General features: G+C 60.2%; 23 protein-coding genes and 1 pseudogene. 13 read left to right on the top strand and 11 right to left on the bottom strand.

Annotated elements, in window-relative coordinates:
- Positions 1 to 99: 99 nt before the first annotated feature.
- Positions 100 to 903, bottom strand: coding sequence for a SirB1 family protein (locus PMI32_RS25035; RefSeq protein WP_008025317.1), 804 nt, complete (start codon positions 901 to 903; stop codon positions 100 to 102).
- 172 nt (positions 904 to 1,075) lie between these two features.
- Here PMI32_RS25035 and PMI32_RS25030 point away from each other — a divergent pair, with 172 nt between their 5' ends.
- The 3 genes from PMI32_RS25030 (at position 1,076) to PMI32_RS25020 (ending at position 3,456) form a co-directional block, all read left to right on the top strand.
- The gene (locus PMI32_RS25030) at positions 1,076 to 2,095 is read left to right on the top strand and encodes a Glu/Leu/Phe/Val dehydrogenase family protein (protein WP_008025318.1); all 1,020 of its coding nucleotides are present in this window, start codon (positions 1,076 to 1,078) and stop codon (positions 2,093 to 2,095) included.
- 117 nt (positions 2,096 to 2,212) lie between these two features.
- Complete coding sequence (locus tag PMI32_RS25025) at positions 2,213 to 3,028, top strand: hypothetical protein (RefSeq protein ID WP_238541016.1); 816 nt, start codon at positions 2,213 to 2,215, stop codon at positions 3,026 to 3,028.
- Entirely contained in the window at positions 3,025 to 3,456 is a 432-nt protein-coding gene (locus tag PMI32_RS25020) for a hypothetical protein (protein WP_008025320.1), read from the top strand. The genes PMI32_RS25025 and PMI32_RS25020 overlap by 4 nt, the downstream gene beginning before the upstream one ends.
- 164 nt (positions 3,457 to 3,620) lie before the next feature.
- Here the strand turns inward: PMI32_RS25020 and PMI32_RS25015 are convergent.
- A pseudogene (locus PMI32_RS25015) lies at positions 3,621 to 3,860 on the bottom strand (YebG family protein); the annotation flags it as partial.
- 371 nt (positions 3,861 to 4,231) lie between these two features.
- Between PMI32_RS25015 and PMI32_RS25010 the strand changes: the two are divergent.
- Positions 4,232 to 4,732, top strand: coding sequence for a phosphate-starvation-inducible protein PsiE (locus tag PMI32_RS25010; RefSeq protein WP_008025322.1), 501 nt, complete (start codon positions 4,232 to 4,234; stop codon positions 4,730 to 4,732).
- On the opposite strand, the gene PMI32_RS25005 is transcribed toward PMI32_RS25010, so the two are convergent.
- The 3 genes from PMI32_RS25005 to PMI32_RS24995 all read right to left on the bottom strand — a co-directional run bounded on the left by PMI32_RS25005 (position 4,729) and on the right by PMI32_RS24995 (position 8,062).
- Positions 4,729 to 5,046 carry a DUF3509 domain-containing protein gene (locus tag PMI32_RS25005; RefSeq protein WP_008025323.1) on the bottom strand — a complete coding sequence of 106 codons (318 nt, stop codon included), beginning with the start codon at positions 5,044 to 5,046 and terminating at the stop codon, positions 4,729 to 4,731. The genes PMI32_RS25010 and PMI32_RS25005 overlap by 4 nt on opposite strands.
- Positions 5,047 to 5,320: 274 nt before the next feature.
- Positions 5,321 to 6,622 (bottom strand): HAAAP family serine/threonine permease, encoded by a 1,302-nt coding sequence (locus tag PMI32_RS25000; protein WP_008025324.1) that lies wholly within the window; start codon positions 6,620 to 6,622, stop codon positions 5,321 to 5,323.
- A gap of 63 nt (positions 6,623 to 6,685) precedes the next feature.
- A complete protein-coding gene (locus PMI32_RS24995) occupies positions 6,686 to 8,062 on the bottom strand; it encodes an L-serine ammonia-lyase (protein ID WP_008025325.1) in 1,377 nt (458 codons plus the stop codon).
- 135 nt (positions 8,063 to 8,197) lie between these two features.
- Here PMI32_RS24995 and PMI32_RS24990 point away from each other — a divergent pair, with 135 nt between their 5' ends.
- On the top strand, positions 8,198 to 9,145 hold the full coding sequence (locus tag PMI32_RS24990; protein ID WP_008025326.1) for a LysR substrate-binding domain-containing protein: 948 nt from the start codon (positions 8,198 to 8,200) through the stop codon (positions 9,143 to 9,145).
- A gap of 213 nt (positions 9,146 to 9,358) precedes the next feature.
- Complete coding sequence (locus PMI32_RS24985; protein ID WP_008025327.1) at positions 9,359 to 9,766, top strand: HPF/RaiA family ribosome-associated protein; 408 nt, start codon at positions 9,359 to 9,361, stop codon at positions 9,764 to 9,766.
- Positions 9,767 to 9,959: 193 nt separating this feature from the next.
- Here the strand turns inward: PMI32_RS24985 and fecA are convergent, their stop codons facing one another.
- The 3 genes from fecA to PMI32_RS24970 all read right to left on the bottom strand — a co-directional run bounded on the left by fecA (position 9,960) and on the right by PMI32_RS24970 (position 13,925).
- Complete coding sequence (gene fecA, locus PMI32_RS24980) at positions 9,960 to 12,293, bottom strand: TonB-dependent Fe(3+) dicitrate receptor FecA (RefSeq protein WP_008025328.1); 2,334 nt, start codon at positions 12,291 to 12,293, stop codon at positions 9,960 to 9,962.
- A 208-nt stretch (positions 12,294 to 12,501) separates the two neighbouring features.
- Positions 12,502 to 13,440: a FecR domain-containing protein gene (locus PMI32_RS24975; protein WP_008025329.1), complete on the bottom strand. Its 939-nt coding sequence runs from the start codon at positions 13,438 to 13,440 to the stop codon at positions 12,502 to 12,504.
- Positions 13,437 to 13,925, bottom strand: coding sequence for a sigma-70 family RNA polymerase sigma factor (locus tag PMI32_RS24970; protein ID WP_008025330.1), 489 nt, complete (start codon positions 13,923 to 13,925; stop codon positions 13,437 to 13,439). The genes PMI32_RS24975 and PMI32_RS24970 overlap by 4 nt, the downstream gene beginning before the upstream one ends.
- A gap of 182 nt (positions 13,926 to 14,107) precedes the next feature.
- Between PMI32_RS24970 and PMI32_RS24965 the strand changes: the two genes are divergently transcribed.
- From PMI32_RS24965 to PMI32_RS24940, 6 genes are all read left to right on the top strand, one after another.
- Positions 14,108 to 14,401 (top strand): DUF3649 domain-containing protein, encoded by a 294-nt coding sequence (locus tag PMI32_RS24965; protein WP_008025331.1) that lies wholly within the window; start codon positions 14,108 to 14,110, stop codon positions 14,399 to 14,401.
- Positions 14,398 to 15,978, top strand: coding sequence for a PepSY-associated TM helix domain-containing protein (locus tag PMI32_RS24960; RefSeq protein ID WP_008025332.1), 1,581 nt, complete (start codon positions 14,398 to 14,400; stop codon positions 15,976 to 15,978). The genes PMI32_RS24965 and PMI32_RS24960 overlap by 4 nt, the downstream gene beginning before the upstream one ends.
- Positions 15,979 to 16,305, top strand: a complete 327-nt coding sequence (locus PMI32_RS24955; RefSeq protein ID WP_008025333.1) for a DUF3325 domain-containing protein — start codon at positions 15,979 to 15,981, stop codon at positions 16,303 to 16,305.
- Between the two features lie 4 nt (positions 16,306 to 16,309).
- Positions 16,310 to 16,873: an RNA polymerase sigma factor gene (locus tag PMI32_RS24950; RefSeq protein WP_008025334.1), complete on the top strand. Its 564-nt coding sequence runs from the start codon at positions 16,310 to 16,312 to the stop codon at positions 16,871 to 16,873.
- Positions 16,870 to 17,856, top strand: a complete 987-nt coding sequence (locus PMI32_RS24945; protein ID WP_008025335.1) for a FecR family protein — start codon at positions 16,870 to 16,872, stop codon at positions 17,854 to 17,856. The genes PMI32_RS24950 and PMI32_RS24945 overlap by 4 nt, the downstream gene beginning before the upstream one ends.
- Before the next feature lie 217 nt (positions 17,857 to 18,073).
- The gene (locus PMI32_RS24940) at positions 18,074 to 20,503 is read left to right on the top strand and encodes a TonB-dependent siderophore receptor (protein WP_008025336.1); all 2,430 of its coding nucleotides are present in this window, start codon (positions 18,074 to 18,076) and stop codon (positions 20,501 to 20,503) included.
- Positions 20,504 to 20,628: 125 nt separating this feature from the next.
- Here the strand turns inward: PMI32_RS24940 and PMI32_RS24935 are convergent, their stop codons facing one another.
- A complete protein-coding gene (locus PMI32_RS24935) occupies positions 20,629 to 21,504 on the bottom strand; it encodes a helix-turn-helix domain-containing protein (RefSeq protein ID WP_008025337.1) in 876 nt (291 codons plus the stop codon).
- A 136-nt stretch (positions 21,505 to 21,640) separates the two neighbouring features.
- Between PMI32_RS24935 and PMI32_RS24930 the strand changes: the two genes are divergently transcribed.
- Positions 21,641 to 22,543, top strand: coding sequence for a DMT family transporter (locus PMI32_RS24930; RefSeq protein WP_008025338.1), 903 nt, complete (start codon positions 21,641 to 21,643; stop codon positions 22,541 to 22,543).
- A gap of 28 nt (positions 22,544 to 22,571) precedes the next feature.
- Here PMI32_RS24930 and PMI32_RS24925 read toward each other — a convergent pair whose 3' ends face one another.
- Both PMI32_RS24925 and PMI32_RS24920 read right to left on the bottom strand, forming a co-directional pair.
- Complete coding sequence (locus PMI32_RS24925; RefSeq protein ID WP_008025339.1) at positions 22,572 to 23,081, bottom strand: DUF2165 domain-containing protein; 510 nt, start codon at positions 23,079 to 23,081, stop codon at positions 22,572 to 22,574.
- A gap of 171 nt (positions 23,082 to 23,252) precedes the next feature.
- Positions 23,253 to 24,227 (bottom strand): 2-hydroxyacid dehydrogenase, encoded by a 975-nt coding sequence (locus tag PMI32_RS24920; RefSeq protein WP_008025340.1) that lies wholly within the window; start codon positions 24,225 to 24,227, stop codon positions 23,253 to 23,255.
- Positions 24,228 to 24,474 lie beyond the last annotated feature (247 nt).

Below are 24,474 nucleotides of genomic sequence, written 5' to 3' on the forward strand. Positions count from 1 at the left end.
CAGTTTTTTGTAGGAGCCGGCTTGCCGGCGATGAACGATAACGCGGTGTTCCTGACTGACAGCGGCGTATCAATCGCCAGCAAGCCGGCGCCTGCAGGTTCAGTGGACGATTGAGTTGGGGGGCAGGTGGCCGAGTCGTTCGGTCAGGCGGATCCGCTGGATCGGGTCGTCGCTGAGCAGCAGCGCATGCTCCAGATCGAAACGCTCGGCGTTCGGGCAGTCCAGCCGCTGGTAAAGGCTGGCCCGGGCCAGGTAGTCGGAGGCGCTGGCGTTGCCCAGTTCAAGCACGCGTTCGGCGTCGATCAACGCGCCAATGTAGTCATCGTGGGAAAGGTGCAACTGGCGCAGGTTACGTGATAACCGCTGGAGCATTTGCACCGGCTCGGCCGTCAGCAAATGTTCGGCGCTGAGTTTCATGTTCGGGCCGTACTGGCGTTGCAGCAGTTCCCGGCAATCGTTGGGGTACAACCGTCGACCGCCGCAAGGGTCCAGCAGGTGATCGGCCCCCGGAACCCGCAGCAGGAAATGCCCTGGGAAGTTGACCCCGACCAAGGGGATTTCCAGGCCTCTGGCCAGTTCCAGCGCAATCAGGCCCAGGGCCAATGGCTGGCCACGTCGGCGCTCCAGCACTTTGTCGAGCAAGGCCACTTGCGGTCGCAATGGTGTGAAATCGTCCTGGGCGTATCCCAGATCATTCAGGCGTCGCAACAGCGGCTGGGCGAGCTCGCTCACCGGCAACATCGGCAAGCCGTAACTGACGCGCTGTTGCAGGTCCTTGAAATTCGCCAGTACCGCCTGCGGATCCACCTCTTTATCGTGCTCGACGGCAATCCACAGCGCCGCTTCGAACAGCGCGGGCGGTGATCGTTGCAGGCAGTCGAAAAAGCGTTGGCGGGGCGTCATCAAAATCTCCGGGACATGCCTCGTTTTAGCCTCCCCTGCGGCATTCGTCCAGTGCCGCGCAGGTTATGTCCGAAAGCCTGAATGGCGGCGCCGCTTATTCCGGTGCGCTTCTGCAAATTTTGGGCGCAAGCCTATACTGGCGACTACAAGAAGTGATTCGGGAGCCCTTACGATGTTCGCTCTCATGCAAAGCACTCGCCTTGAATCGCTGCATCTGAGCGTCGACTCGGTTACCGGGTTGAAGGCGGTCATTGCTATTCATAACAGCCGTCTGGGGCCTGCCCTGGGCGGGTGTCGTTACCTTGCCTATCCAAGCGACGAGTCCGCGGTCGAGGATGCCATTCGTCTGGCTCAAGGCATGAGTTACAAGGCGGCACTGGCCGGCCTGGCTCAGGGTGGCGGCGTGGCGGTGATTGTTCGACCGGTCCATGTGGAAAACCGCGCCGCGCTGTTCGAAGCGTTCGGGCGCTGCATCAATCAGCTCGACGGGCGCTACATCACGGCCATCGACAGCGGTACCTCAGTGGCGGACATGGATTGCATCGCCCAACAGACCCAGCACGTCACCAGCACCACTTCGGCGGGCGACCCGGCGCCTCACGCGGCGATGGGCGTATTCACCGGCATTCGTGCCACCGCCATGGCTCGCCTGGGCAGCGACAACCTCGAAGGCCTGCGCGTGGCCATACAAGGCCTGGGTAATGTCGGTTATGCCTTGGCCGAGCAGTTACACGCTGCCGGTGCCGAACTGCTGGTCAGCGACATCGATCACGGCAAGGTGCAACTGGCGATGGAGCAACTCGGGGCTCACCCGATTGCCAACGAGGCGTTGCTCAGCACGCCTTGCGACATTCTCGCGCCGTGCGGCCTCGGCGGCGTGCTCAACAGCAACACCGTTACGCAACTGCGTTGCTCGGCGGTGGCCGGTTCGGCGAATAACCAACTGACTCATCTGGATGTCGCGGATCAACTGGAACGGCGAGGCATTCTTTATGCGCCGGATTATGTGATCAATGCCGGCGGACTGATCTACGTGTCGCTCAAACACCGAGGCGAAGAGCTGACGACCATCACCGCGCACTTGTCGAAAATCAGCTCACGACTGACCGAAGTGTTCGCCCATGCCCAGGCTGAGAAACGTTCCCCCGCCCGGGTGGCGGACGAGTTGGCGGAGAAAGTCTTGTACCGGTGAAGGCTCGCCGCGTCCTTCACCTCGCTGGCAAATTCTAAAGACCTGACTACGCTGCAAGCGGGATGGCGCAACGCCACCCGCCCGGTTGATGAGGGCCTGCCAGCGTCTGGGGCAATCATGACTGGCGCACTGCTTTTTCGTGATTTCAAGGAGCGAATCATGTCTTCCAGTTCTTCTCTCACCTGCAATTTCACGATCAACTCCAGCCTTGATATTGGCGTGTCGTTTGTCAGCGACGATAACGGCGCCAATTACGGCGGGCAGATCACTATTTTCACCCCCGGCACCGCAGGTCCGGTAAGCACCGGTTTATGGGACAACGACGGCAACGTCTTCTTCACCCTCTACCAGTCTGAAAACCCGGCCATCAACTGCGTTATCAATTCGGGATCGACGCCCGGTTCCTGGGACCCCTACGTGGAGGTCGCCCAGCAAAATGGCCTGATCTGCACCATTACCGGCCCGGTGCCGCAGCCCGGTGAAAACACGTTTGGTTATACCCTCAATGTCACGCAGGGCACGGGCGTTGGTCAGGGCGCCGTAACGGCTCAGGCAGCAGGGTCGCCGACGCCGCAATACGTTGCGCGAATGATGCTTCCCGCGGGCGGCAAAGAGGCGTGGACGCTGATCATGCAGGGCAATACCCCGGTGCCCGATGAAATCAGTGTTGGCTCGCCGGTCGTCATGGCATGGGCGCGGTTTGACGACGGGACGCAAGTCGCCGGCGGTGTTTACAAATCGGCTACCCCGACAGACTACAACGTCAAGTTCATGTGGGTGCTGGACGCCAACGGTAATCAGTACCCCGGTTGGCCCATCGATGTCAGCGATCACGAGGACTTCCTCAACAATGGCTATCTGTTTTCACTGACGCCTGACAGTGAAGAGGTCTACCTGTTGAACGTCGTTGAACGGCCATGGGTGAAATCATGAGCACTTCTTACACCTTCTCCGTCAGCCTGTTCGACGCGAGCGCCAACCCGAACGGGTTGCAGGTTTGGCAGAGCGGCACGTTGACGCTCGACACCGATTCGGTGACGGGCGCATTGGCGCTACCGGATTTTTACCAGGATCCGATCCCGTACGAGGGGAGCACCGCATCGCCATCAACGTCGGCAGGCACCACCATCAAGGCCTCGGGTAAAAGTGCCGAGGCACAGATCACCTTCACGGTGACCTATAACTTTGATGGTTTCCTTTACAACGGTAGCTATGTCGGCGGTTTGATCAGCGTGCTCGACTACGCAGCGCAAGAAACGTATCTCTACGTCATCCAGGGACTTTCTCCGCAGTCGCCATGGGGGGCGTCAGTACGTGGAGGCTCGACAGCTGCAGACGAGCGAACGCCGCGAACGGTTTGAGCCGCGTTTTTCGCAGGCATGAAAAAGGCCCTGAGTCATTCGACTCAGGGCCTGTTCAATTCGGGTGTTGCTTACTTCGGTGTTTTAGCGGCTTTGGCTGGCTTGGTCGGCTCAGCTGTTTCTGCCACTTCAACCTGTTCCGCGACTTCAACAGGCGCGCTCAGCAGCTCGGACAACGCATCCGGCTGGCTCTTGAACGCCTTGGCGAACACATCGCGGTTCTTCGCCATGTAGATCCCGGCTTCTTCCACTTGCTGCTCGGTCAGGGACGGAACGGCTTTTTGCAACACTTCAGCCAGCAATTCGGCCAGTTCGAGCATTTTGTCATGACGGTCAGCTTCGGCTTTATCCATGAACAAGCGCTCCAGATCTCGGCTGCTGCGGTATACCACTTCGACGGCCATTCACCACCTCACATGCCTTCACGATAGTTGTCTGTTTCGACCACTGTGTTTTTATACAGCGAAAAGGATAAGCGAATCCCTGCGCTTTGGGTAGTGGCTTTTTAATGTAGACCGTAATCAGCGTTTGTCAGGTAGACCGCGTTGCTCCATTCGCGGGCAAGCCTCGCTCCTACAGATAATACCGGCCCTGTAGGAGCGAGCGGTGCGGCGGTCCGACTTGCCCGCGAAGACGCCCGTCCAGACACCACAAAAGTGTCCACTGGCAGCCTATCGCCATCTCACCATCAGCCTCTGGCCTTTTTTCTGCATGCAGAACAACCGTCACGTCCAACCGGCATCATCCGCTCGAACCGAGCTAAGGAAGAATCATCGTGAAAATCAACTGGGCCGAGAACCTGCGGCAGAACGTGCACCAACTGGCCGAATCCCTGGGCAATCTGTTCGTCGAGACCTTCCACTACCTGGCGTTGTTCGCCATCGGTGCGGTGACCGCGTGGGCGGCGGTGATGGAGTTTCTGGGGATGATCGAAGCGGGGCACATCAAGATCGACGACATCTTGCTGCTGTTCATCTACCTCGAACTGGGCGCGATGGTCGGGATTTATTTCAAGACCAATCACATGCCGGTGCGTTTCCTGATCTACGTGGCGATCACCGCGCTGACGCGTTTGTTGATCTCCAACGTCTCGCACCACAATCCGCCGGACCTGGGCATCATTTACCTGTGCGGCGGGATTCTGCTGCTGGCGTTTGCGATTCTGGTGGTGCGTTACGCCTCGTCGCAATTCCCTTCGGTGAAGATCGAACACCCGCAACGCAAGACCGGTGCGGGTTCCAGTGAGCATCCCGAAGTGGAGAAGGGCGAGATTTAAAACCGCATGGCGGGGCGCGGGTGGGCTTTGGTCGATGGCGGCGGCGGGGTGCGATTGTCGCTGTCGGTCATGGCTTCGAGGATGGTCATTGCGCTGTGACCCTGCTCGATGGCGATGCCGAATTGAATACTTTGCACCAGGCGCTTGAGGCGCTTGGGGTCATTGCGTTGTTCGGCGCTGATCATTCGCTTGGCCACGACGCGGCCGCTGTTGGAGAGGGTCAGCATGATGCTGCCGTCCAGCCCCTGAATGCTCAGGTTGATCTGGTAATCCGGTGCAAAGGCATCGGTAATGAGCTGAAAAGGGTTGTCCATGATGCGTCACCGCCTGATTGAACGTGCAGTTGTTGACCGGCCATGATCGGGTTGGTTCGCAACACCGGACCATTGGCATGTCGCTCGCTGAGGTTTTCAAAAATCCTTTTTGCCTCGTCAGGGATGTAGCAAGGGGCATGCCGGAAAGATTGTCGGACAATGTAGGAGCGAGCCTGCTCGCGATGGTCGTCAACGATTACGCGTGTTTATCGGTAAACGCGGCGCTCTGAAGTCCATCGCGAGCAGGCTCGCTCCTACAAGAACGTTGCCCGTTTCAGGGCATGAATGAGTAGATGATCGCAGACAGTGCAATCAGACCGATCAACACCACAAACACGTTCGACGCCTGGCCCGAATACTGGCGCAAAGCCGGCACCCGACGGATGGCGTACATCGGCATCAGGAACAACAGGCACGCAATGATCGGCCCGCCGAGGGTTTCGATCATGCGCAGGATGCTCGGGTTGAAAGTGGCCACGGCCCAGCAGCTGAGGATCATGAACAGCGCAGTGATGCGGTTCAGCCAGCTCGCCGACATCACCTGGCCACGACCACGCAGGCTTTTCACGATCAGGCCCTGAAAGCCTTCGCTGGCGCCGATGTAATGGCCGAGGAAGGATTTGGTGATCGCCACCAGCGCAATCAGCGGCGCGGCGTAGGCAATGACCGGGGTCTGGAAGTGGTTGGCCAGGTACGACAGGATCGAGATGTTCTGTGCCTTCGCCGCCGCCAGATCAGCCGGGGACAGCGCCAGCACGCAGCTGAAACAGAAAAACATCACGGTCACCACCATCATCCCGTGGGCAATGGCGAGGATGCCGCTGCTCTTGCGCTCGGCCTGCTCGCCGTACCGCTGCTTCTGATCGACAGCGAAGGCGGAGATGATCGGCGAATGGTTGAACGAAAACACCATCACCGGGATCGCCAGCCACAGCGTTTTGAAGAACAGCGGCATCGGCATGCCTTCACCGGCGGTGGCGAAGAACGCACCGTTCCAGTTCGGAATCAGACTGATGCCGAGCAGCAGCAACGCCGCGACGAACGGGTAAACCAGCACGCTCATGCATTTGACGATGACACCCTGGCCGCAGCGGACAATCGCCATCAGACCAAGGATCAGCCCCAGCGACAGCACCGCCCGAGGTGGCGGGGCGATGTGCAACTGGTGCTCCATGAAACTGCTGAGGGTGTTGGTCAGCGCCACGCTGTACACCAGCAGAATCGGGAAGATCGCGAAAAAATACAGGAGCGTGATCAGCTTGCCGGCACCGATGCCGAAGTGTTCTTCCACCACTTCGGTGATGTCCCCGGAGCGTCCCGACAGCACGAAGCGAGTCAGGCCCCGGTGGGCGAAGAAGGTCATCGGAAACGCCAGCACCGCCAGGATCAGCAGCGGCCAGAAGCCACCCACGCCGGCGTTGATCGGCAGGAACAGCGTGCCGGCGCCAATCGCCGTGCCGTAGAGGCCCAGCATCCAGGTGGTGTCGTGTTTGCTCCAGCCCTTGTGGGCTGTTTCTGTATTGTGTGTCAGGTCTACAGCAGGATTATCGGCAGCAGGTGTACGTACATCGGTCATCGTTATTGGCCTCGTTATTATTCTTGCTCGGGCTCACGTGTTGCGGACGGTCGGGAATGCTCCTCAGCACTCCACCCAGCTGACAGCCAGGCCGCCCCGTGAAGTCTCTTTGTATTTGTCATGCATGTCGGCGCCGGTATCGCGCATGGTGCGGATCACCCGGTCCAGGGAAATGAAGTGTTTGCCGTCGCCGCGCAGGGCCATTTGCGTGGCGTTGATCGCCTTCACGGCCGCGATGGCGTTGCGCTCGATACACGGCACTTGCACCAGGCCACCGACCGGGTCGCAGGTCAGGCCCAGGTTGTGTTCCAGGCCGATTTCGGCGGCGTTTTCCAGTTGCTCGGGCGTGGCGCCCAGTACGTCGGCCAGACCGGCGGCGGCCATGGCGCACGCCGAACCGACTTCGCCCTGACAGCCGACTTCGGCGCCGGAGATCGAAGCGTTTTTCTTACAGAGAATGCCTACGGCCGCGGCGCCCAAAAAGAACGCAACGACGTCATCGTCCGACGCGTCCGGGTTGAATTTCATGTAGTAGTGCAGGACGGCGGGAATGATCCCGGCCGCGCCGTTGGTAGGCGCGGTGACCATCCGTCCGCCGGCGGCGTTTTCTTCGTTCACGGCAAGGGCAAACAGGTTCACCCATTCCATCGCCGACAGCGTCGAAGTGATGACGTTCGGCTTGCCGATTTCCAACAGGCTGCGGTGCAATTTCGCTGCGCGGCGCGGAACATTCAGACCGCCGGGCAGGATGCCTTCGTGGCGTAAACCCTGCTCGACGCACTCGCGCATCACCGACCAGATGTGCAGCAAGCCCTGACGGATTTCGGTTTCGCTGCGCCAGGCCCGTTCGTTGGCCATCATCAACTCGGAAACCCGCAGGCCATGCTGATTGCAGAGCTTGAGCAATTCGGCGGCGCTGGAAAAATCATACGGCAGCACCACGTCGCTGGTCGGTGCGATGCCTGACTCGGCTTCGGCGGCTTCGATGATGAAACCGCCGCCGATCGAGTAGTACGTTTGCTCTGCCAATTCGCCGGTGTCGCCGAAAGCTGTCAGCGACATGGCGTTGGGGTGGTAGGGCAGGCTCTCGTCGAGCAGCAGGAGATCGCTTTGCCAGTTGAAGGCGATGGTGGTTTTACCGGCCAGACTCAGTTCGCCGGTATCGAGCAGTGTTTTGATGCGGCTGTCGATGCTGGTCGGATCGATGCTGTCTGGCCATTCGCCCATCAGGCCCATGACGCAGGCGCGGTCGGTGGCGTGGCCGACGCCGGTGGCGGAAAGGGAGCCGTACAGGCGGATTTCCACTCGGCGTACGGCGTCCAGCAAATGCTGGTCAATCAGTGCCTGGGCAAAGGTCGCGGCGGCGCGCATCGGGCCGACGGTGTGAGAACTGGACGGACCGATGCCGACTTTGAAAAGATCAAAAACACTGATAGCCATGCTAAAGCCTATACAAGCAATGGAAGAGAAATCGCTGCCATTTTTGTAGGACAAGCGCAATGTCGGCGATACTGCCTACCTCGGTCCTACGTGACCAACGAAACTTCCTAAGACAGCCTTTAGCAGGACTAAACAATGAGTCGCCAATTGCACGCCCAGACTTACGTCTGGCTGCACGTGTTTTCCTGTGCCGCACGGCACTTGTCATTCACCCGCTGCGCCGAAGAACTGCACATCACGCCGGGGGCGGTCAGTCAGCAAATCCGACAACTGGAAGAACGGCTGGGTTTTCGACTGTTCCACCGGCGTGCCCGGGGCGTGGAGTTGAGCGCGCAAGGCCAGCGACTGGCCATTACGGTCAACGAGGCTTACGGCAGCATCGACGCGGAATTGCGACGACTGGACGCGGGAATGATCAGCGGGATTTTGCGGGTACGGTCGATTCCATCGTTCCTGAGCAAATGGCTGACCCCGCGCCTGCCGCGCTTGCAGCAGCGTTTTCCGGACATTCAGTTACGCCTGGTGGCCGAGGACAGCAGCGTGCCGTTGCACGAGGGCGACTTTGACCTGGCCATCGACCTGAACGACGGCAGCTACCCTGGCTTGTTATCCACAACCTTGCTCGACGAACAGATCTTCCCGGTGTGTGCGCCGAGTCTGTTGCGTGGGCGGCCGCCGTTGCATGGCCCGGCAGACCTGTCGCACTTTCCGCTGTTGCACGACATTACGGCCTGGCGCGGCAGTTACGAGTACGCGGAGTGGGAGTTCTATCTCAACGCCATCGGCTTCGAAGGAGCGGACGTGCGGCGCGGGCACACGTTCAATCGCAATCACCTGACCATCGAAGCGGCGATTGCCGGCATGGGCGTGGCGATTGCGCGGCGAACGCTGTTGAACGATGAGCTGGAGCGCGGGACGTTGATTGTGCCGTTCGGTCTGGCGGTGCCCAATCACAAACGTTACGTGTTGCTGTATGCGCCGGGGGCGCTGAGCCATCCGGGCGTGCGCGCGGTGCATGACTGGCTGGTAGAGGAGGCGGGTGTTTTTCGCAGCCTGCACCCGCTGGCGGAGCGGCAGATGTGAGTAATTATGACAAAGAAGTGAAGCGACCCAACTCCCGACCTTAACAGTGCTTTTGCTCCTTGTCCGGCTTTTTTTGCGTATGAAAATTTATCTTTTTTCAGGGGTTGAATTGTTCGGCGTACAGACCGATTGTGTAACCAAGAGGTCACGGTGATGACGCCCAAGGGCCAGCCGAGGGGCCTCTCGCGAGCTAGCTGAAATAAGGGATGAACTATGCAAATCCAAGTCAACAGCGATAACCATATTCAAAGCAGCATCCGACTGGAGGAGTGGGTACGTACTACCATTGAGAGCACGCTCGAACGTTATGAAGAGGACCTGACACGCGTCGAGGTCCATCTGCGGGATGAGAACGGCGACAAGCCCGGTCCCCATGATTTGCGCTGCCAGCTGGAAGCGCGGCCAAAAGGCCACCAACCGATTTCTGTCACCCATAAAGCCGAAAACCTGGAACTGGCGATCGACGGTGCGGCTGAAAAACTCGAACATGCACTGGAACATCTGTTCGGCAAATTGCGGGGCAAACCACGTGCCGCTGTGGTGCCGTTCGAGAGGCGTGCAGCCGATGCGCTGCTGGAAGACGAGTTTCTCGAGAACGAACAGGCTGCACAAAACGGCTGACGCCTGATTTAACGTCCCAACGAAAAACGGGCCTGCATTGCAGGCCCGTTGTTGTTTGTGTCGATCGCTGGCCCCTGTAGGAGCGAGCCTGCTCGCGATGGTCGTAAACGATAACGCTGGCTGTCTGGATAAACGCGTTGTTCTGTAGTCCATCGCGAGCAGGCTCGCTCCCACAGTGGAGAGCGGCTTCAGATCAGAACGCCACCGACGTCTGCACATACACCGTCCGCGGTTCCCCGACGTACTTGCCCTTGTTGTTGTCATCGAACGAGCGTGTGAAGTACTGGTGGTTGAAGATGTTTTTCACCCCCACCGCCACATTCAAATCCGACAACTTCGGCCCGAAGTCATACGCCGCGCGGCTGCTGAACAGCATGTATCCAGGAATCGTGCCCGTGCTGCCGTCGGCGCTTTCTTTCGACGTATTGGCGTTGTCGGCAAACTGGTCGCTCTGATAGCTGCTGTCCAGGTTCAACTTCCACGCGCCTTCGGTGTAACCGACGCCCACGGTGCCCTTGTGTTTTGAGGAGAACGGCACACGATTGCCCTTGTTCGGCCCGTCTTCGCGGATGGTCGCGTCCACATAGGCATAAGTGGCGTAGACATCGAAACCGGCCAATGCCGGGCTCACATCATCGAGTGCGTAGTTGACGCTGGTTTCGATGCCCTGATGGCGAGTCTCGCCCCGGGCGATCACCGAATCGTTGGTCTGATTACTTTCGTACTGATTGTCGAAGTTGATCAGGAACGCGCCGATTTCCGCGCGTAACGCACCGTTGTCGTAGCGGGTGCCCAGTTCCCAGGTGCGCGCCTTTTCCGGTTTGACTTCGCCGCTGGTCACGCGATTTGGCATCTGGCTGTATTGCACGCTGCCGAACGAGCCTTCGGTGTTGGCGTACAAGTTCCAGCTGTCGCTCAGGTGATAGAGCACGTTCAGCGCCGGCAGGGCGGTGTTGTAGTCGCCCTTGTATTTCTCGTTCGTCAGGTTGTTGGTCTGTTGCGATTCGATCATTTCGTAGCGGATGCCCGGCGTCACTGTCCATTTGCCGATGTCGATCCGGTCATCGACGAAGAACGCGTTGGCCTCGGTGCCGCCGCGCGTATCGCGGTCGTTGCGGCTGTTGGTGGTCGGGTATTGGTTGCTGGCAATCGGCGTGCGATAGCGCAGTTCGTGGCCGGCCTCGTTGATGTAGCGATAGCCGACACCGACTTCATGGCTGGTCGGGCCGACATCAAAACCCTGGGCGAAGCGGGTTTCCAGACCACGTACCCAGTATTCGCGCGGTGACAGCGACAGGAACGTGCCCTGATCCAGATAGCCGCTGCGCAGGGTTTTGGTGAAGAAGGTGTTGGCGGTGAATTCGCGGCGATCTTCCTGGTAGCGATAGCCGAAGTTGAACATCGTCCGGCGACCCCAGAACTGATCTTTCGGGCGGGTCGACTGGTACGGGTCGGCATCATAATTGGCGACGTTCAGGCCACCGGGCATGTCGGCCTTGCCTTCGTAATACTGGGCCATGGCGTTGAAGCTGTTGGCGCCGTCGAGCTGGTATTTGCCTTTGAGAATCAGGTCGTCGATCTCGGTGTCGCTGTGTTCACGCCAGTCGCCACCGCGTGTGCCGGAATACAACAACGCGCCGCCCAGGCCATTGTCGCCAGTGCCGCCGGCCAGCAGGTTGCCGGTGGTCTTGAAACCGTCGTGGCTGGAGGAGGGGCTGGTTTCGGTCTGGAAACCGCCTTTCACTGTGGGCTCATCGGGAATCGCGCGGGTCACGAAGTTGACCACGCCGCCGACGTTTTGCGGGCCGTAACGCACCGCGCCGCCGCCGCGCACCACGTCGACCGCGTCCATGTTGCCCATGCTGATCGGCGCGAACGACAACTGTGGCTGACCGTAAGGCGCGAAGGGCACCGGGATGCCATCCATCAACACCGTCGAGCGCGACGCCAGGCGCGGATTGAGACCACGAATCCCGAAGTTCAGCGCCATGTCATGGCTGCCGGTGCCGTTGTTGTCCGGCGCGTTGACGCCGGGGATGCGGTTGAGCACGTCCCTGGCCTGGGTTGCGCCCTGGCGTTCGAATTCCTCGCGACGGATCACGTCACGCGCGCCGGGATGCTCGAAGACGTTGATTTGCTGCGCATCGCCGAGCCAGTCGCCGACCACTTTGGACGTGTCCAGCTCCAGCGCGGTATTGCCCACCGGTTGCAGGCTGAACGCGTTGTTGCCTTCGGCGCGGGCTTGCAGGCCGGTGCCTTCGAGCAAGGCGTTCAAGCCCTGTTCGGCGGTGTAGTTGCCCTCCAGGCCACGACTCTGCACACCGCTGGTGACTTGCGAACCAAACGAGATCAACACGCCGGCTTCACGGCCGAACTGGTTGAGGGCGTTTTCCAGCGACGATGGCGCGATGTGGTACGGCTTGGCATCGTCTGCGTGGACGAGTGGCAGCGCGCCGAAGCTCAGGCTGGCGCCCAGCAAGAGTTGGCGCAAGGTGCGGGCCAGCGGGGTAAGGCGGGTGGGGTGCATGGAGGACGATCCTGAGAAGGTGGAATCAAGGTGGCTTTCCTTCTCTGTCACGCCAGATCTGAAAAACGGCTCACGTTTAACGAATATTTTTTATGACACTGAGGACCTGTGGGAGCGGGCTTGCTCGCGAATACGTTATGCCAGTCGCAATATAGGTGTCTGACACGCCGCCTTCGCGAGCAAGCCCGCTCCCACAGGGGGTTGTGTTTCAGGCGCGCGATTCGACGGTCACCCAATACCGCGTAAAGCGCTTCACCTTCACCGGCAAACTGATTTCCAGCAGATCGAGAATCCGCTCGCTGTCGTCCAGTGGATAAGTCCCGGAAATCAACAAGTCCGCAACTTTCGCATCGCAGTTCAGCTGCCCGCGACGATAGCGGCCAAGTTCCTCAAGGAAATCGCCAAGGCGCATGTGCGCAGCCACCAGCATGCCGTCGGCCCAGGCACCGCTGTTGGCATCCAGAGGCACGGTGTTGCCGATTCCGCGAGCATCAAAACTCAACTGCCGGGCGCTTTGCAGTACCCAGGGTGAACCGCCATCAGGCGTCAATTCAACATGGCCTTCAAACACCGCGACCTGAGTGCGATCCGCAAACTGCCTGACGTTCAGGCGCGCCCCTTCGGTTTTCAACAAGCCTTGTGCCGTGCGCACTTGAAACGCTTTGGACGCCGTCAGCAGCATCTCGCCTTCAAGCAAACGGATCAGCCGTTGCTGACCCTCGACCTGCACATCCACCGAACTCGCGGTGTTGAGTTGTAATTGGCTGCCATCTGCGAGCGCGATCTTGCGCCGCTGGCCAATGGGGCTGCGGTAGTCGGCCAGTAACGGTGGCAGCAGGTTGTGCTCGCGCATGCCCCAGGTGACGGCCGAACCGGCACCAAGAATCAGCAACAACTTCAGCGCCTGACGCCGGCTGCCGGACGTTGGTGCGTTCAGGGCCGCATGCGCCAGCGGCGAAGACAAACCGCGCAGGCGCTGGTTGACCCGCTGAATATGCTCCCACGCCCGTTGATGCTCGCTGTGCGCATCGAGCCATTGTTGCCAGGCGTTTTGCTGGCGCGGGCTCAACGGCCCTTGCTGCATTTTCATCAACCACTGCACCGCCTGCTCGGCGACTTGCGGTGAAAAATCCGGGGTGCCGTTCATAGGGAGAAGTAGCAGCGCATCGCCGCTTTATTCAGGTACCGCTTGACCGTGGCGATGGAAATCCCCAGCTCGGCGGCGATCTGTGGATACGTCAGGCCATCGACCTGGGCCAGCAGAAATGCGCGCTTGACCAGGCGCGGCAAACCGTCGAGCAACTGGTCCAGTTCCATCAGGGTTTGCAGGATGATCGCCCGTTCCTCTTCCGACGGCGCGACCCTTTCCGGCATCTGCGCCAGGGCGTCGAGGTAGGCGCGTTCAAGATCCTGACGGCGGTAATGATTGAACAGCACGCGTTTGGCGAGGGTGGTGAGGAAGGCTCGCGGCTCGATGATCTGCGGCGTGTCTCGTGCGGTCAGCACCCGCATGAACGTGTCCTGGGCCAGATCCGCCGCGCTGTCCGGGCAGCCGAGCTTGCGCCGCAACCAACCGGTGAGCCAGTTGTGATGGGCGTGATAAAGGACTTCGACGGTGTGGGCTGGCTGCAACGGTAACTCCGAGCGCGGTTTAATGCGTTAGAGAACAAGAATTGTTCGCATTGTAGAGGCGCGAACCCGCTCCGGCAATCGGCGCTGATCGTATCTCTTTTTGCGTATGAGAATATTTATCATTAATATTGCGGCCCTGGCCTCGTGATTTCCCCAGGCCCCACCGGTTTCAAGGTCGAAACATGAAAGTAATCCCCGTGTCCTATCGATTGGCCGTCACCTCCCGGGTGCTGGCCGCCGTGCTGGGCGGCTATATCGTTGCGGCGCTGGCCAGTGTCAGCCTGACGCTGTGGGTGCCCATGGCCCGCGCCGACGCCGTGGTGACCGGGATGATGACCTCGTTTCTGGCCTACCTCGGCGCAGTGATCTGGTGCTTCGCCTGCCGCAGCGCATGGCGGGCCTGGCTCGGGTTGATCGTGCCAAGCCCGGTGCTGGCGGCGGTGTCGGGCCTCGCGTACTGGATGGGCCGCTCATGAAAGAGGGCTTTCGTCAGGCCATGGCCTGGTTGCACACCTGGGCCGGGTTGATCTTTGGCTGGTTGCTGTTTGCGATTTTTCTCACCGGCACACTCGCGTATTTCAAGGATGAGATCAGCCACTGGATGCAGCCGGAAATCCCTGCGCGTTCGGTGACTTCCGAAGCCAGCCTGACCGTGGCGCAAAACTATCTTCAGCAACACGCTGCCGGCGCCTCACGCTGGCTCATCGACCTGCCCGATGCCCGCGAACCCGGCCTGTCGGTGCGCTGGCAGCAGACCCCAGCCAAACGTGGCGAACGCGGCCAGTTCACAGAAAAACTCCTCGACCCGCAAACCGGCGCCGAAGTGCAGGGCCGGGCAACCACCGGCGGCGAGTTTTTCTACCGCTTCCACTTTCAGCTGCAAATGCCTTATCCGTGGGGTCGCTGGTTGTCCACCATCGCCGCCATGGTGATGTTCGTCGCGCTGATCAGCGGGATCATCACCCACAAGAAAATTTTCAAGGACTTCTTCACCTTCCGCCCGCGCAAAGGCCAGCGTTCCTGGCTCGACGGGCACAACGCGGTGGGTGTGCTGGTGCTGCCGTTTCACCTGATGATCACCTACAGCAGCCTGGTGATTTTCATGTCGATGGTGATGCCTGCGAGCATTCTTGCCGCGTACAACGGTGATGCTCGGGCGTTTTACGATGAGGTGTTCCCGGCCTCCACGGCCCCGGAGCGTGCGGACAAACCGGCGCAGTTGGCGCCGTTGGCACCGCTGCTGGAAAAGGCGCGCGAACAGTGGTCGGGCGGGCGCGTCGGGCGGCTGACGGTGAACAATCCGGGCGACGCGAATGCCTCGGTGGTGCTCGTGCGTGATGGCGCGGACCGTGTAGTCCACGACTTCGGCAGCGCGGTGACCTTCAACGGCGTGACCGGGCAATTGCTCGGCACGACCCCGGAGCAATCGCTGCCGAGGGCGATTGCCGGCAGTTTCTATGGTTTGCACATGGGCCATTTCGCCGGCCCGGTGCTGCGCTGGTTGTACTTCATTTGCGGGTTGGCCGGCACGGCGATGATCGGCACCGGGCTGGTGATCTGGCTCGGCAAGCGTCAGCTCAAACACGCGAAAAGCGCCGTGATGCCGTTCGAGTTGCGACTGGTGGAAGTGCTGAATATCGCCAGCATGTCCGGGTTGATGGTGGCGGTGGCGGCGTTCTTTTGGGCCAATCGGGTGTTGCCGGTCGACATGGCCGGACGTGCGGATTGGGAAGTGAACAGCTTCTTCATCGTCTGGGGTTTGAGTGTGCTGCATGCCATGGTCCGCCGGGGCCGCACGGCGTGGATCGAGCAATTGGCACTGGTGGCATTGCTGTTTGGCGCGATGCCGCTGCTGAACGCCATGACCACGCCGTATCACTTGGGCGTGACGTTGGCGCAGGGCGATTGGGCGATGGCCGGTTTCGATCTGACGTGCCTGGGCAGTGGTGTGTTTTTCGCCTGGGCTGCGTGGAAAATGCAGCGTTCGGGACAGGCCAGGATCGTCATCCGGCAGCGTGCACAACCGATCACCCTTGAGCGAGAGGCGAACTGAATGTTGCTGTCGCTGTTGCTCTGTTACGGCGGTTTCACCGCACTGTGTTTATCGATGGACCGGCATCATGCCGAACTGTTGGGCGGCAAGCCGACGACCCGTCGTCGCCGGTTATTGAAACTGGGTGGCTGGCTGTTGCTGGTCTTGTCACTGTGGGCGGCGGTGTCTTCGACCGGCTGGGGACTTGGTCTGGTGGAATGGTGTGCGGTGTTGATGCTCAGCGCGTTGCTGCTGGTGCTGTTGATGCCGTATCGCCCGCGCCTGGCGCTGTCGATGGCTGCTTTGAGCCTGCTCGTCAGCCCCGTTGCCGCATTTGCGCAGTACTGACCCGATGATGACTAGCCCTCCCGATTCCCATGACAACGAACCTCGCGGAGCACGTGCGCATTTCCTGCAAGTGTTCTTGTCCCAGCGTTCGCAGATGGAAGCGCTGGTGAACCGTCGCGTCGGCTGTCGGGCAACGGCGGCGGATCTGGTGCAGGATTTGTTTTTGCGCTTCTGGCGCCGGCCGCTGGTGCAGGTCGAAGAGCTCAGCACCTACCTGTTGCGTTGCGCGGGTAACATTGCCATCGACCACTTGCGCAGCGAAGGCACGCGGGTGCGGGTCAACGAAGGTTGGTTGCCGGATCAACCGTACAGCCACGGCAGTGAGCCGCAAGCCGCGCTGGAAGCCGGCAACGATTTGCGCCACGTCGAAGCGGCGTTGCGTGCGTTGCCCGAGCGCACGCGGCAGATCTTTTTGCTCAATCGCATCCATGGCCGTAAATACGCCGAGATTGCCAAGGCCATGGGTTTGTCCCAAAGCGCCGTGGAAAAACATATGATGCGCGCCCTCGAAGCCTGCAAGGCCAGCCTGCGGGACCCCGAACCGCGCACGCCAGGGAAAGCACCGTGAATCACATCGAACGCGTCATCCCGACACCCGCTCAGGAACAGGCCGCTTTCGCCTGGCTGAGTCTGTTGCATGACCAGCCGAGCAGCGGTGATCAGGCCACCTTCAGCCATTGGCTGCAGGCCGATCCCGCGCATGCCGAGGCCTATGCCCAGGCGCAAGTGGTGTGGGAATTGAGCGAAGGTCCGGCGCGGACGCTGGCCAACGAAGACGCGTTTGCCTTGCAGGGTTACCTCAATGCGATGAATCGCTCGCGGCGCAGCAGCGTTCGGCGCTGGTCCGGAGCGTTGGCAATGGCGGCGTGCCTGTTGTTGATGGTCAGCCTCGGTTCAGGCTGGCAGCCGATGCGCTGGGTGGATGATCTGGGTGCTGACTATGTGTCGGCACCGGGGGAAGTTCGCACCGTCACGCTGGCGGATCAATCGCAGGTCACGCTGGATGCCGACAGCGCCATCGCGGTGGATTTCAGTCGCGGTGAGCGTCACGTGCAGTTGCGTCGCGGCGCTGGTTTTTTCAGCGTGACGCACACCGGCGAGCCGTTTGTGGTTGAGGCTGAAAAGGGCCAGGCGCGGGTGCTGGGGACGCAGTTTGAAGTGCGTTTGCAACCTCACGGTGCGCAAGTGACGGTGTTGTCCGGCCGGGTCGGCGTGACGGCGGACAAGCATGCCGAGCAGCAGATTCTGACCGCCGGCCAACAAGTGGCTTACGGCGACGGTACGGCGGAAAAACTGCATGCGGTGGACAGCGAAGCACAGTTGGCGTGGCGTCAGGGCTGGCTCAATTACTACAAGGCGCCACTGGCCGACGTGGTGCAGGATTTGCGACGTTACTACCCGGGGCGGATTGTGCTGCTCGACGATGAGCTGGCGGCGCGGCGGGTCAGTGGCAGTTTCCCGAGCAAGGATCCGCAGGCGGTGTTGAGTTCGTTGCAGGGGGTGATGGGGTTTGAGCAGCATGCTGTGGGGCATTTGATTATTTTGCGTTGAGGCGTCCGGCCTCATCGCCGGCAAGCCAGCTCCTACAGTTGAAATGCATTCCCCTGTAGGAGCCGGCTTGCCGGCGATGGCGTCCTCTCAAACAACACATTCCCCCCAAATAAAAATATTTTCAAAATCTTGGTGAGGTAAACCCAAGCCCCATCCGTGTAGTGACTGAAACTGCGAGTCATTCGCATCCGTAGTGGTTCTACACAGGTCATGAGCAATGAAGTCCAGGGCAAAATCGGGTTCGGTCAAACAGTGGTTGGGCGCTTCGGCGCTGAGCATTTCGGCATTGGCATTGCTGCCATTGAGCGTGGCATTGGCCGCTGAAGCGGGCTCGACGCAGCAGCGCACGCAGTTCAGCTTCGCGATGGCCGCCAAACCGCTGCCCCAGGCCCTGAGCGACTTCAGCCGGATCACCGGCATCAGCGTGGTCTACACCGATGAAGCGCCGTACGGCATGACCGCGCCAGCGGTCAGCGGGCAGATGAGCGCCGAACAGGCGATCCAGCGTTTGCTCAGCGGTTCGGGTTTGACCTTCCGTCGTACCGATGCGCACACCATGGCGCTGGAACCGCAGCCCACCGAAGGCGCCTTGAACCTCGGCGCGACCACCATCACCTCGGTGATGGATCAATCCATGAGCTACCAGCCGCCGCCGACCAGTTCGGTGATGCGCTCTTCGGCCTTGCTCCAGGAAATCCCCCAGACCGTCAACGTTATCCCGGCCCAGGTCATTCGCGATCAGGCGCCGCGCAACCTCGACGACGCGCTGGCCAACGTCAGCGGCATCACCCAGGGCAACACGCTGGGCAGCACCCAGGATTCGGTGATGACCCGCGGCTTCGGCGACAACCGCAACGGCTCGATCATGCGCGACGGCATGCCGGTGGTGCAGGGCCGTGGCCTCAACGCCACGGTCGATCGGGTCGAAGTGCTCAAGGGCCCGGCCTCGTTGCTCTACGGCATCCAGGATCCGGGCGGCGTGGTCAACATGGTCAGCAAGAAACCTGAGCTGGAACAGTACAACGCGTTGACCGTGCGTGGCTCGACGTACGGCGACGGCAAAAACGGCAGCGGCGGCAGCTTCGACAGCACCGGCGCGCTCGGTGATTCCGGGCTGGCATACCGCATGGTGCTCGACCACGAGGACGAAGATTACTGGCGCAATTTCGGCACCCACCGCGAAACCCTGGTGGCGCCGTCCCTGGCCTGGTTCGGTGAAAACACCAAGCTGTTGTTCGCCTACGAACACCGTGAATTCCTCACCCCGTTCGACCGTGGCACGCTGATCGACCCACGCGACAACCATCCGCTGGACATCTCCCGCGAGCGTCGCCTGGACGAGCCGTTCAACAACATGGAAGGGCGTTCGGACCTCTATCACTTCGAGGCCGACCACGAGCTCAACGACAACTGGAAAGCGCACTTTGGCTACAGCTGGAACCGTGAAACCTACGACGCCAGCCAAGTGCGCGTTACCGCCATCGACACCAAAAAAGGCACGCTGACCCGCAGCATGGACGGCACGCAAAACGCGATCAGCACCGACCGCTTCACCACGGCCAGCCTCGAAGGCAAAGTGAATGCGCTGGGCATGCAACATGACCTGGTGTTCGGCGTCGATGACGAGTACCGCAAGATCTACCGCGAAGACCTGATCCGCCAGAAAAGCCTGACCACCTTCAGCTACCTCAACCCGGTCTATGGCCGTGAAGTCGCCGGCACCACCGTCAGCCCGGCGGACAGCGCGCAGACCGATCTGCTGCGCAGCGATTCGTTGTTCCTGCAGGACTCGATCCATCTCACCGACCAGTGGATTCTGGTGGCCGGCGGCCGTTTCCAGGAGTACGACCAGTACGCCGGCAAAGGTGTGCCGTTCAAGGCCAACACCGACAGCAACGGCCAGAAATGGGTGCCGCGTGCCGGCCTTGTCTACAAGTACACCGACGCGTTGTCGTTCTACGGCAGCTACACCGAATCGTTCAAACCGAACTCGACCATCGCCCCGTTGAGCGGCAGCAGCACCGTGCTCGACGGCAGCATCGCGCCGGAAGAAGCCAAGTCCTGGGAAGTGGGAGCGAAGCTGGATATTCCGGGGCGTGTGACGGGTAACGTTGCCCTGTTCGACATCAAGAAACGCAACGTGCTGGTGGCCAATGCCGAAGGTCCGGTGACCCTTTACAGCGCCGCCGGCGAAGTGCGTTCCCGGGGGCTGGAAGTGGACCTGAGCGGTCAGCTCAGCGATCGCTGGAGCATGATCGGCAGCTATGCCTACACCGATGCCGAAGTCACCGAAGACCCGGACTACAAAGGCAAAAAACTGCAAAACGTGGCGAAGAACACCGGCTCGCTGTCGGCGGTCTATGACTTCGGCACCATCGTTGGTGGCGATCAATTGCGGGTCGGCGCGGGCGCGCGGTATGTCGGTGAGCGGGCGGGTAACGCGGTGAACGATTTTGATCTGCCGAGCTACACCGTGGCCGATGCATTCGCCACCTACGACACCAAGGTCGAGGGGCAGAAGGTCAAGTTCCAGCTCAACGTGAAAAACCTGTTTGACCGCACTTACTACACCTCGGCGGCGAGCCGGTTCTTTGTGTCGATGGGGGATTCGCGGCAGGTGTCGTTGTCCAGCACCTTGGAGTTCTGACGGTAGACCGCGTCATCGTTCATCGCCGGCAAGCCAGCTCCTACAGGAATCGTGTCGAGCCCAATTTTCGCGATCAACACACATCCCTGTAGGAGCGAGGCTTGCCCGCGAAGGCGGCTTCCGGGTCAGCGCAAAAACGCCTGCCGATACTCGCCAGGCGTCCCACCGAGAACCTGCCGAAACCGATTGGTGAAATGACTCGCACTGGCAAACCCGCACGCCAATGCAATCTCCCCCAACGGCTGCGATGTCGAACGCAACAACTCCCGCGCCCGGCTCAGCCGCCTTGCCAACACATACTGATGCGGCGGCAAGCCGAAACTCTCCCGGAACATCCGCGCAAAGTGATACTCCGACAGCGCGCACAACCCCGCCAACTGCCCAAGGCTGATGGCTTCGGCCAACTGATTGTCGATGAACTCGACCAGCTGCCGCCGCTGGTGCGCCGCCAATCCGCCCTTGAGCCGCAAGCCGTCGCGCATGCCGACCTGGCCGAGTAACACGTGGCTGAGCATTTCATGGGCCAGGCTGCTGGTCAGCAGGCGTTCGCCGGGTTCATCCCAGTTGAGCGTGAGCATCTGGCGAAAGCGCCGGGCTTGCTGCGGGTCGTCGAGAAAAGTCCCTTCACGCAACTGCAATTCGCGAGGTTCGCGATCCAGCAGCGTGACGCAACCGAGGGCGAACTGTTCCGGGCTGAAATACAGATGGGCCAGGCGAATGTCGCCATTGATCACCCAGCCTGACTGATGGTCGGCCGGCAGAATGCACAGTTTGTCCGGACCGCCCTTGGTGCCGGGCTGGTCGCGGCGAAAAGTGCCGGTGCCGCCCGCGATGTAACAGGACAAGGTGTGATGGCTCGGCGCTTCGTAGTCCTGGGCGTCGTGATGGTTGCTCCACAAGGCTGCAGCCATGCCGTCACCGAGCTCGGCGCTGTGCTCGAGGCGAGCATTGGGCGAGCGGTTGAGGGCTTGAAAGACTTGCAGTGATTCCAGTGCGGGCATGATCGTTTCTCCAACGCTTCGCATCCTACTCCGTAGACGTTGGCCTGCCAGCCTCTGGGCCGACAAAAGCGCAAGTTTATGCAAGTGCGAAAAAGTTTGGCGCAGGACACTGGGCACCTATTGAGGAGCCTTCGCCATGAACCTTTCGCTGTATTTGCTGACCGTGCTTATCTGGGGCACCACCTGGATTGCCTTGAAATGGCAACTGGGTGTGGTGGCCATTCCGGTGTCGATCGTCTATCGCTTCGGCCTCGCCGCGCTGGTGCTGTTCGTGATGCTGTTGCTCAGCCGCAAGCTGCAAGTGATGAACCGTCGCGGACACCTGATCTGCCTGGCGCAGGGCCTGTGCCTGTTTTGCATCAACTTCATGTGCTTCCTGACGGCCAGCCAATGGATCCCCAGTGGCCTGGTAGCCGTGGTGTTTTCCACTGCCACGTTGTGGAATGCCCTGAATGCGCGGGTGTTCTTCGGCCAGAAAATTGCCCGCAACGTCCTGTTGGGTGGCGCGCTCGGTTTGTTCGGGCTGGGTTTGCTGTTCTGGCCGGAGCTGGCCGGCCACACCGCCAGCCCGGAAACCTTGTTGGGCCTGGGCCTGGCCTTGTTGGGCACGCTGTGCTTCTCGGCGGGCAACATGCTGTCTAGCCTGCAACAGAAGGCCGGGCTCAAGCCGCTGACAACCAATGCCTGGGGCATGGCCTATGGCGCGGCGATGCTGTCGGTGTGGTGCCTGGTCAAAGGCATTCCGTTCGAGATGGAATGGAATGCGCGTTACATCGGTTCGCTTCTGTACCTGGTCATTCCGGGGTCGGTGATTGGCTTCACCGCCTACCTGACGCTGGTCGGGCGCATGGGCCCGGAGCGCGCAGCCTATTGCACGGTGCTGTTCCCGGTGGTGGCGCTCAACGTCTCGGCGTTTGCCGAAGGCTACCAATGGACCGCGCCGGCGCTGATGGGCCTGGTGTTGGTAATGCTGGGCAACGTGCTGGTGTTTCGCAAACCCAAGGCACCGATGGTGCAGGGGAGCGGCAAGCTGGCTTGAAGATGTTACGGATCGGGTGCGTGTGCACTCAGCGCTCGATCCGGATGGCCACATAGATCATTAACGGCATGATGAAATCAACGATATGTCGGGCCCAGTCTTTATAGTTCCATTGTTGTGATTCATCCATGTTGAACCATTCGACACCCATAACCTGAAAACACACGTAGTAGATGAATACGGCAATCAGCAAGCCAATCAGTGCATATTTCTTTGCCTCGTGAAACTTTTTGGCGCTGGTATTTATATTCTTGAATAGTTGGTAAGTACCCATCATGCAAAAAGCGGTGAAGAGGACTTCGAGTGTAATGATCAGCCAGTAAATCCTGTGATGGGCCATGGGTGAGTTAATGGCGAGATAACTGTACTTCTCGCCCTCGCGGGTGGTGTCCATGCTGAGGATGTGGGCGATGTATTCGTAGTTGGTAGGGTAGTCGGTGAAGTTGCTAAACAATATTAAAAAACCAAAGAAGCTTATAAACAGCATCAGTGTGGCTTTGCTGATTCTAATTGTTTGATCGGTCGTCAAGTGGTTCAAGGTAATAGTTCTCCAGAACGGGTTCCCGTCAGGGCGGGTAAGTAAGGAGAGTCTATAGCGAAGTGTATTTGTTGAGGGCTGGACTAAATTACAAGTTGTGTATTTGTTGTGTTGTGACGTGTGAGGCTTAGTTGTAATCGGGCAGGCGCTTTAATCGCCTGTCCGTTTTTTTCAGCCTTTCCAGACTTGCGGGTTCACCAGGTCCTGCGGTCGTTCACCCAACAAGGCGCTGCGCAGGTTGGCCAAGGCGCGATTGGCCATCGCTTCACGGGTTTCATGGGTGGCGGAGCCGATGTGCGGCAAAGTCACTGCGTTTTTCAATTGGAACAGCGGCGATTCGGCCAGCGGTTCTTTCTCGTAGACATCCAGCCCGGCGCCACGGATCTGGTTGTTTTGCAGCGCTTCGATCAGCGCGGGCTCGTCCACCACCGGGCCGCGGGCGATGTTGATCAGAATCGCGTCCGACTTCATCAGCGCCAGTTCACGGCGGCTGATCAGGTGTTTGGTCTTTTCGCTGAGCGGCACTACCAGGCAAACGAAATCGGCTTCGGCCAGCAACTCATCGAGGCTGCGGAACTGCGCACCGAGCTCTTGCTCAAGTGCAGTTTTGCGGCTGTTGCCACTGTAGATAATCGTCATGTTGAAACCGAGCCGACCGCGCCGGGCGATGGCGGCACCGATGTTACCCATGCCGACGATGCCCAGGGTCTTGCCATAGACATCGGTGCCGAACAGCGGGGCGCCGACGGTGGCTTGCCATTGACCGGCCTTGGTCCAGGCATCGAGTTCGGCGACGCGGCGGGCGCTGCTCATGATCAGGGAGAAGGCCAGGTCGGCGGTGCTTTCGGTCAGCACATCCGGCGTGTTGGTCAGCATGATCCCGCGTTCGTTGAAGTACGCGACGTCGTAGTTGTCGTAGCCCACCGAGACGCTGGACACCACCTCCAGGCTGCTCGCGTTCTCCAGTTGTGCGCGACCGAGCTTGCGACCCACGCCAATCAAACCGTGGGCATGGGGCAGGGCCTCGTTGAATTGGGCGTTGATGTCGCCTTTTTTCGGGTCAGGCACGATGACGTCGAAATCCTGCTGGAGGCGTTCGATCATGGCGGGAGTGACGCGGCTGAAAGCGAGGACGGTCTTTTTCATGGGAGGCGGGCTCGTCGGGCGTGGAGAATGCCAAGCACGCTAACATTCTTCCGCGCTTTTGTGCGAGTGCCCGGATGGTTCGGATGCACGCATTTCCCTCTGTCGGATGGGTGATGCGCAAAAGGTACTTCGTACACGAATTTGTAGGAGCCGGCTTGCTGGCGATCCAGGCACCTCGGTCCGCCTGATGCACCGCGTCGCATGGATCGCCAGCAAGCCGGCTCCTACAGGTGATGGGTGATGCGCA

Source organism: Pseudomonas sp. GM60 (genome assembly GCF_000282415.1).
GTDB classification, from domain to species: domain Bacteria; phylum Pseudomonadota; class Gammaproteobacteria; order Pseudomonadales; family Pseudomonadaceae; genus Aquipseudomonas; species Aquipseudomonas migulae.

Excerpts from the sequence above, each read along its gene's own strand:
- PMI32_RS24990 (WP_008025326.1), top strand. The coding sequence starts at position 8,198 with ATGAGTCGCCAATTGCACGCCCAGACTTACGTCTGGCTGCACGTGTTT.
- PMI32_RS24975 (WP_008025329.1), bottom strand. The coding sequence starts at position 13,440 with ATGAACGGCACCCCGGATTTTTCACCGCAAGTCGCCGAGCAGGCGGTG.
- PMI32_RS25005 (WP_008025323.1), bottom strand. The coding sequence starts at position 5,046 with ATGGACAACCCTTTTCAGCTCATTACCGATGCCTTTGCACCGGATTAC.
- PMI32_RS24985 (WP_008025327.1), top strand. The coding sequence starts at position 9,359 with ATGCAAATCCAAGTCAACAGCGATAACCATATTCAAAGCAGCATCCGA.
- PMI32_RS24930 (WP_008025338.1), top strand. The coding sequence starts at position 21,641 with ATGAACCTTTCGCTGTATTTGCTGACCGTGCTTATCTGGGGCACCACC.
- PMI32_RS24960 (WP_008025332.1), top strand. The coding sequence starts at position 14,398 with ATGAAAGAGGGCTTTCGTCAGGCCATGGCCTGGTTGCACACCTGGGCC.
- PMI32_RS24920 (WP_008025340.1), bottom strand. The coding sequence starts at position 24,227 with ATGAAAAAGACCGTCCTCGCTTTCAGCCGCGTCACTCCCGCCATGATC.
- PMI32_RS25000 (WP_008025324.1), bottom strand. The coding sequence starts at position 6,622 with ATGACCGATGTACGTACACCTGCTGCCGATAATCCTGCTGTAGACCTG.
- PMI32_RS24950 (WP_008025334.1), top strand. The coding sequence starts at position 16,310 with ATGATGACTAGCCCTCCCGATTCCCATGACAACGAACCTCGCGGAGCA.
- PMI32_RS25025 (WP_238541016.1), top strand. The coding sequence starts at position 2,213 with ATGACTGGCGCACTGCTTTTTCGTGATTTCAAGGAGCGAATCATGTCT.
- PMI32_RS24940 (WP_008025336.1), top strand. The coding sequence starts at position 18,074 with ATGAAGTCCAGGGCAAAATCGGGTTCGGTCAAACAGTGGTTGGGCGCT.
- fecA (WP_008025328.1), bottom strand. The coding sequence starts at position 12,293 with ATGCACCCCACCCGCCTTACCCCGCTGGCCCGCACCTTGCGCCAACTC.
- PMI32_RS24955 (WP_008025333.1), top strand. The coding sequence starts at position 15,979 with ATGTTGCTGTCGCTGTTGCTCTGTTACGGCGGTTTCACCGCACTGTGT.
- PMI32_RS25020 (WP_008025320.1), top strand. The coding sequence starts at position 3,025 with ATGAGCACTTCTTACACCTTCTCCGTCAGCCTGTTCGACGCGAGCGCC.
- PMI32_RS25030 (WP_008025318.1), top strand. The coding sequence starts at position 1,076 with ATGTTCGCTCTCATGCAAAGCACTCGCCTTGAATCGCTGCATCTGAGC.
- PMI32_RS24935 (WP_008025337.1), bottom strand. The coding sequence starts at position 21,504 with ATGCCCGCACTGGAATCACTGCAAGTCTTTCAAGCCCTCAACCGCTCG.
- PMI32_RS24995 (WP_008025325.1), bottom strand. The coding sequence starts at position 8,062 with ATGGCTATCAGTGTTTTTGATCTTTTCAAAGTCGGCATCGGTCCGTCC.
- PMI32_RS24965 (WP_008025331.1), top strand. The coding sequence starts at position 14,108 with ATGAAAGTAATCCCCGTGTCCTATCGATTGGCCGTCACCTCCCGGGTG.
- PMI32_RS25035 (WP_008025317.1), bottom strand. The coding sequence starts at position 903 with ATGACGCCCCGCCAACGCTTTTTCGACTGCCTGCAACGATCACCGCCC.